Source organism: Bartonella sp. CL25QHWL (assembly GCF_042195335.1).
Lineage (GTDB): Bacteria > Pseudomonadota > Alphaproteobacteria > Rhizobiales > Rhizobiaceae > Bartonella.
The window spans coordinates 36,049-41,233 of record NZ_JBHIOE010000009.1 but is presented as its reverse complement, the minus strand read 5'-3'; the positions used below and the strand labels follow the sequence as shown (position 1 = coordinate 41,233).

At 39.6% G+C, this 5,185-nt stretch carries 4 protein-coding genes and 1 other RNA gene; all 5 read left to right on the top strand.

Annotated elements, in window-relative coordinates; all coding sequences use genetic code 11:
- Nucleotides 1-961: 961 nt before the first annotated feature.
- The 5 genes from ACFILY_RS06455 to ssrS all read left to right on the top strand — a co-directional run bounded on the left by ACFILY_RS06455 (nt 962) and on the right by ssrS (nt 4,753).
- Nucleotides 962-1,336 (top strand): hypothetical protein, encoded by a 375-nt coding sequence (locus tag ACFILY_RS06455; protein WP_273790838.1) that lies wholly within the window; start codon nt 962-964, stop codon nt 1,334-1,336.
- Nucleotides 1,329-1,502 carry a hypothetical protein gene (locus ACFILY_RS06450; RefSeq protein WP_375637692.1) on the top strand — a complete coding sequence of 58 codons (174 nt, stop codon included), beginning with the start codon at nt 1,329-1,331 and terminating at the stop codon, nt 1,500-1,502. The genes ACFILY_RS06455 and ACFILY_RS06450 overlap by 8 nt, the downstream gene beginning before the upstream one ends.
- A 928-nt stretch (nt 1,503-2,430) precedes the next feature.
- Nucleotides 2,431-2,556 (top strand): type B 50S ribosomal protein L36, encoded by a 126-nt coding sequence (gene ykgO / locus ACFILY_RS06445; RefSeq protein WP_004863016.1) that lies wholly within the window; start codon nt 2,431-2,433, stop codon nt 2,554-2,556.
- 157 nt (nt 2,557-2,713) lie between these two features.
- Complete coding sequence (locus ACFILY_RS06440; protein WP_375631458.1) at nt 2,714-3,499, top strand: tetratricopeptide repeat protein; 786 nt, start codon at nt 2,714-2,716, stop codon at nt 3,497-3,499.
- A gap of 1,093 nt (nt 3,500-4,592) precedes the next feature.
- A non-coding RNA gene (gene ssrS, locus ACFILY_RS06435) (6S RNA) lies at nt 4,593-4,753 on the top strand.
- Nucleotides 4,754-5,185 lie beyond the last annotated feature (432 nt).

Sequence of the window (5,185 nt, the reverse complement as noted above, 5' to 3'; positions counted from 1 at the left end):
GCTCCCCTTCCTTTTCTCAAAAAAGTCCCCCCACGACTAAAAACAATCCACCAACCCCCAAGTTCATCACCCCTCCACCTTCCACCGCATAAATATTCCCCCATAACATACGCAGCCCCTTCATTTTTCTTTTAATGCCAATCTTTAGGCCTTTTAATTCCAACCTTTAGAGGATAAACTTACCTCTTGCAGCCTATAGAGAGCATTCTAACAATGCGTTCTCATTGCCTCTAGTCTCCCTTCTTGTGTTCATTCTTTCACAAAAGTGCCAAGCGCCGCTCCGCACCACCCCTTGAGTTTCATGTCAAAGATATAATTACAGTACTAAGCTTATCCATCATAGCAATATCCTCTCTCCCCTCATAAGGCGATATTACCTGTGTCGTATTTTCTAGAGCTTGAAGCGTCTCTCCTTATTTCATTTCGCAATAAAGCTTAAAATAGCAGATAAACATACAACTACACACCGAAAGAAAACCGTAAATTTAGCTTACACTCTAAAACAACAACCGTTTAAAATATCACTCACTTTAATATCTGTAATATTTGTCACCTTCGTTATGTCTATCGCCTTCGTTCTTTCCCCTATAAAATTACGTTATTCAAATTTGAGCGCCTAACCGCGCTCAAGGACGAAGATTCCTGTGCCGATCTGTCAACAATCAAGCTTTTCTTAAGTAAATTCAACCGGCTAAACACTTCAATATTAAATGCCTCTTCGCCTGTAGTTTAGTGATAAAATATAATTGTACTCACAAAACGAATCTTTTATACAGCGGCACGAAAAATTGTACATGCCTCATAATAATAAAGGGAAGATGCGCTACAGACGTAGCAAGTCATTCGTATTATCATTTTAACAAGTACAGAAATCTTTTTTCATTTCATAAAAATAGTCTGAGAAACTGAGTTATTCGCTTTATCAAAAGACAAAACCTTCAAGAAACAAACGAATATCAACATGACAAAACCAAACCTATCAAATGCATCACCCAAAGAACAAAATGATACATCTTCTCAATGGGACTTAGTCCTCGATATCCAAAAAGAAGTTAAGGAAACATTAAAGGCTGGTGTTGTTTCACTGAGAGAGTTTATATTCATAATTTTTATAAGCGTCTGTTTATACATTTTCCTCTCAATATTAGGCAGTGCGGATAAACCTCAGATGAATGTAGCAACTGCAATCGGGCTGATATGCGCATTAATTCTGTACGGTTCGATACCAATCTTTTTGGTGCTACGGATCATAGTAAAGAAGAAACTGAAAAAAGTAATGAAACAACTAGACGAAGCGGTTGCTAATCAAAATACAATAAGGAGAGAAAATGACTGAAGCTATAATATTAGGGCGCATTCTAGGGATCCTTGGCGGTTGTGCAATAATAACATTATCCGTTTGGCTTGTTTATTCTACCATTAAATATCGAAAACTGTACCGTAAAGCGCTTACAGGACTAAACTTAGCAATTCAAAAATGGAATAAAGAAATTAATAAATAAAAAAAATCGTGAAAAACGTGGTATTAAAATACCATAATTCTTATTTTCATATTTCTAGACGTATTTAATGTGATTCCCAGTTATTGAAGGCCCATATTGAAGGTATGAGATTTTTCATAAGGGGACGTTTGAAACTATAGGCACGGCGTACACAAATACAAGAAACAATTCCAACGGCGCCCCCTCTTCCCCCACTTCAAGCATTTCAGCCGGCGCACGTACCTGACAGGGCTTCACGAGCCCCCACAAACAAGCCTCTTGCGTTTTAAGAAGCCCCCCTTGCCCTTAACGACAAAAAAACCACACCAATCAACAATCCAACGCCTCCCCCTCTACCCCCCCCACTTCAAGCATTTCAGCCAGCGCACGCACCTGACAGGGCTTCACGAGCCCCCAAAAACAAGCCTCTTGCGTTTTAAGAAGCCCCCCTTGCCCTTAACGACAAAAAAACCACACCACTTCAACAATCCAACGACTCAACAGCGCTCCTGATCTTTCAACACTCCCTAACAGAGCTTATTTGTTTAAAGCTGAAAAGGCTTTTACTTTTTTCCACTCTTTGTGCTTTTTTGTGTCCTTTTTTTACGAGAAAATTTTTACCTTCAAGGCAACCATTAACACACCCTAAGGAATTTGTAAGGGATATACCCTTGACAAGAATAAGACTTCTTGTTAAATCTCTCCTACTTTTTTGCAATTTTCACTTATCGTTGTGCTAATGAAGTGTGTTAATGCGTACCTTAAGAGTGCGCTTTTCTTTTTGTGATCACAGTGAAAAAGTGTATCGTGTGATGTTATAATGCAAGTACGATATCGCAATGCAATGCTCATAGAGTAAGCAGTCTATTGGGGTTGTGGTATTATATTTTAGTGTTGTATTATAGTATTATAGTGTTGTGTTACGTAAACTATTTAAACGGTGAATATGATGAAAATTAAAAATTCGCTTAAAGCACTAAAAGAGCGCCACCGTAACAATCGTTTGGTGCGTCGTAAGGGTCGTGTTTATATTCTTAATAAAACGAACCCACGTTTTAGAGCACGTCAGGGCTAATTCTTTTAGGGCTAATTTCTTTAAGGTCAATGTTTTTATGCCTACTTTGATTGTAGGCTTAAAAATTTTTTCTTGCGTTTTTTTGGTTATAAGTCCGTTGATTACAAGTCTAGTATTTGATAATATTTGGTGATTTATCTTTTGGGGGCTTGTTTTTATGGATTCTTTTATTTTTTTAAAAGCCTTTCGATTTTTTCAGCTGCGTTTTTTCTGTATTTTTCAGCGCGCGTTTTTTCTTTTTTTTGTTGGCGTTTTTTGTTTTGTTCCCTCGAGCTATGGGCAAAATCCTCCTTCTCTTCCTGAAGATCGGCCTTCTCCACAATCGCTTTTACCGTTAGATGATCTTATTCCCAATTCTCCTCCCCCTTCCTCAACGCCCTCCGATTCTGATTCCTCGGCGGTTATTCTTGAAGATCTTGACAAAGAGCAGCTTTCCCATGTTGACAGAGTTAAGCAACGCAAAGAAGCAGAAATTTCACGTTTACTCAAAGAATTGAAATATTGTGCTGATGTTGCTAAAGCGAAAAAGATCAGTCAACAACTTCAACATTTATGGTCCCAATCGGGGAGTGAGACGATTGATCTTTTAATGTCATGGGCTGAAAATGCACTCAACAGCGATGATTATGGACTTGCGCTTGATTATATTGACAATGCTCTTGCACTTTTACCTACTCATTCTGAAGCTTGGGTAAGGCGTGCTTGGATTCACATTCAACTGAACGATTTCAAGCTTGCCCTGCTTGATCTCAACCATGCTCTTGAACTTGAGCCGCGCAATTATAGTGCTTTTTTTGAACTTGGCGTTGTCATGGAAGCAACGGAGCGTCCAAAACTTGCTCTTAAAGCTTATGAAACAGCATTGGATTACTATCCACAAATGCGCAGGATTCAAAAGCGCGTGCAAGCTCTATTAGACGAACAATCACCCCAAGCTCTTTAAAACCATTCAAGAACAAGGTACTTTACAGCATGCTTTCAAACCTAGATAAGACGCAAGCCGGCTTCACATTCCACTCAATAAACTAAAAGCCCCCTGCTTATAACCACACCCCCACACACAATTGACAGTGCCTTTTTTTGAAACTTAGCCATTACCATGGAAGCAACAGAGCGTCCAAAACTTGGCTCTTAAGATTGATGAAACAGCATTGGATTACACTCCACAAATGCGCAGAATTCAAAAGCGCGTGCAAGCTCTGTTAGACGAACAATCACCCCAAGCTCTTTAAAACCATTCAAGAACAAGACACTTTACGGCATGCTTTCAAACCTAGATAAAACGCAAGCCGGCTTCACATTCCACTCAATAAACTGCCCCTGCTTATAACCACACCCCCCACACACAATTGACAGTGCCTTTTTTGAATTTGGACCTTTTTTGTATTGCAGGCAGCGTCCAAACATTTCCAATATACCCCCTACAGAATTTCTCTCATAGCAAGCAAACGCTTCACGCTTGAGTCCTCTTCAGCCGTTTCTTCTTTTCACACCTTCCATCATGGATAAAAAAAATTTGTAAACACGATCCTCAAAAAATACTTTTTTAAAAAAGCTTACAACATCGCTTAGCGCCTCTGATAAACTATCATCATCTGTTTTTTATTTTTAAGCTTCAACCATAGCAGCACATACCGTATCGGCTCTCCTCCTCCCCCCCTCAAAGTTGATAAAACAGCCCTGAAATACTCCCCACGAGGCAAAAACTTCAAAGAAGCAATATCAATTGAACAAACATTCTTGAATAAGAAATATTCCCTTCAAAGCTCCTCCAAGTATTCCCGCGAAACATAAAAATCAAGCATTGTCCCAAAAGAGCCAGTCAAGCCATTGCCAATAAACCGTTCTACGTCACTCAAACACCCACCCCCACTCATATTTTTGCTTTTTTACTTTGAATAAGCCATCCATCATACAGCCATTTCGAGCAACCACCGACAATATCATCAATCTCTCCTGAAATACTTTATGAAAAAGAAGAGAGCGAGGTTATTTTATCTCTAGCAGAAACTCTGAAATTGTTTTATATTAAGGAGGGTGTTCTGCGCTTCTCGACAGGAAATAACGTATTCCTGAGACCTTAATGATCTCCAAGGGAGCTGTCCCTGATCAAGCCCGTGGGCTTTTTCATATGGCGCCCACCTATTTGTATAGGTTCCCGGGATCAGCTTTTTCCATCGGCTGTTGTGGATCACCCTTTATTTGTATAACTTTTTTGCATAAAAATTTTTCCAGCTAAAATTGAGCGCGTCCTTTCACATAAGACCAATGACGATACTCTCTTTTCAAGAAATAAAAATGACGAGGGGCTTTATTTTATAAAACAGACAGCACTGACAAAATAATCCCCTCTGTGAATCTGCTTCACCCCTTCGCACGCAAGCAACGCAAAAGCGGCTTGTTGCACCAAGATACCCCCTATAAAGAGCACACACTTTTTTTCATGCTTTTTTTCATGAGCACAGCTCTTGTCCTAACAGAGATTTACAAAACGCCAACAATGGATAAAATGCCAGCATCTTATTAAAACAATTGACGAGACAATGACACAAAATCCCCTCTGTGAATCTGCTTCACCCCTTCGCACGCAAGCAACGCAAAAGCGGCTTGTTGCACCAAGATACCCCCT

Coding starts and splice junctions, on each gene's coding strand:
- ACFILY_RS06440 (WP_375631458.1), top strand. CDS start 2,714: ATGGATTCTTTTATTTTTTTAAAAGCCTTTCGATTTTTTCAGCTGCGT.
- ykgO (WP_004863016.1), top strand. CDS start 2,431: ATGAAAATTAAAAATTCGCTTAAAGCACTAAAAGAGCGCCACCGTAAC.
- ACFILY_RS06455 (WP_273790838.1), top strand. CDS start 962: ATGACAAAACCAAACCTATCAAATGCATCACCCAAAGAACAAAATGAT.
- ACFILY_RS06450 (WP_375637692.1), top strand. CDS start 1,329: ATGACTGAAGCTATAATATTAGGGCGCATTCTAGGGATCCTTGGCGGT.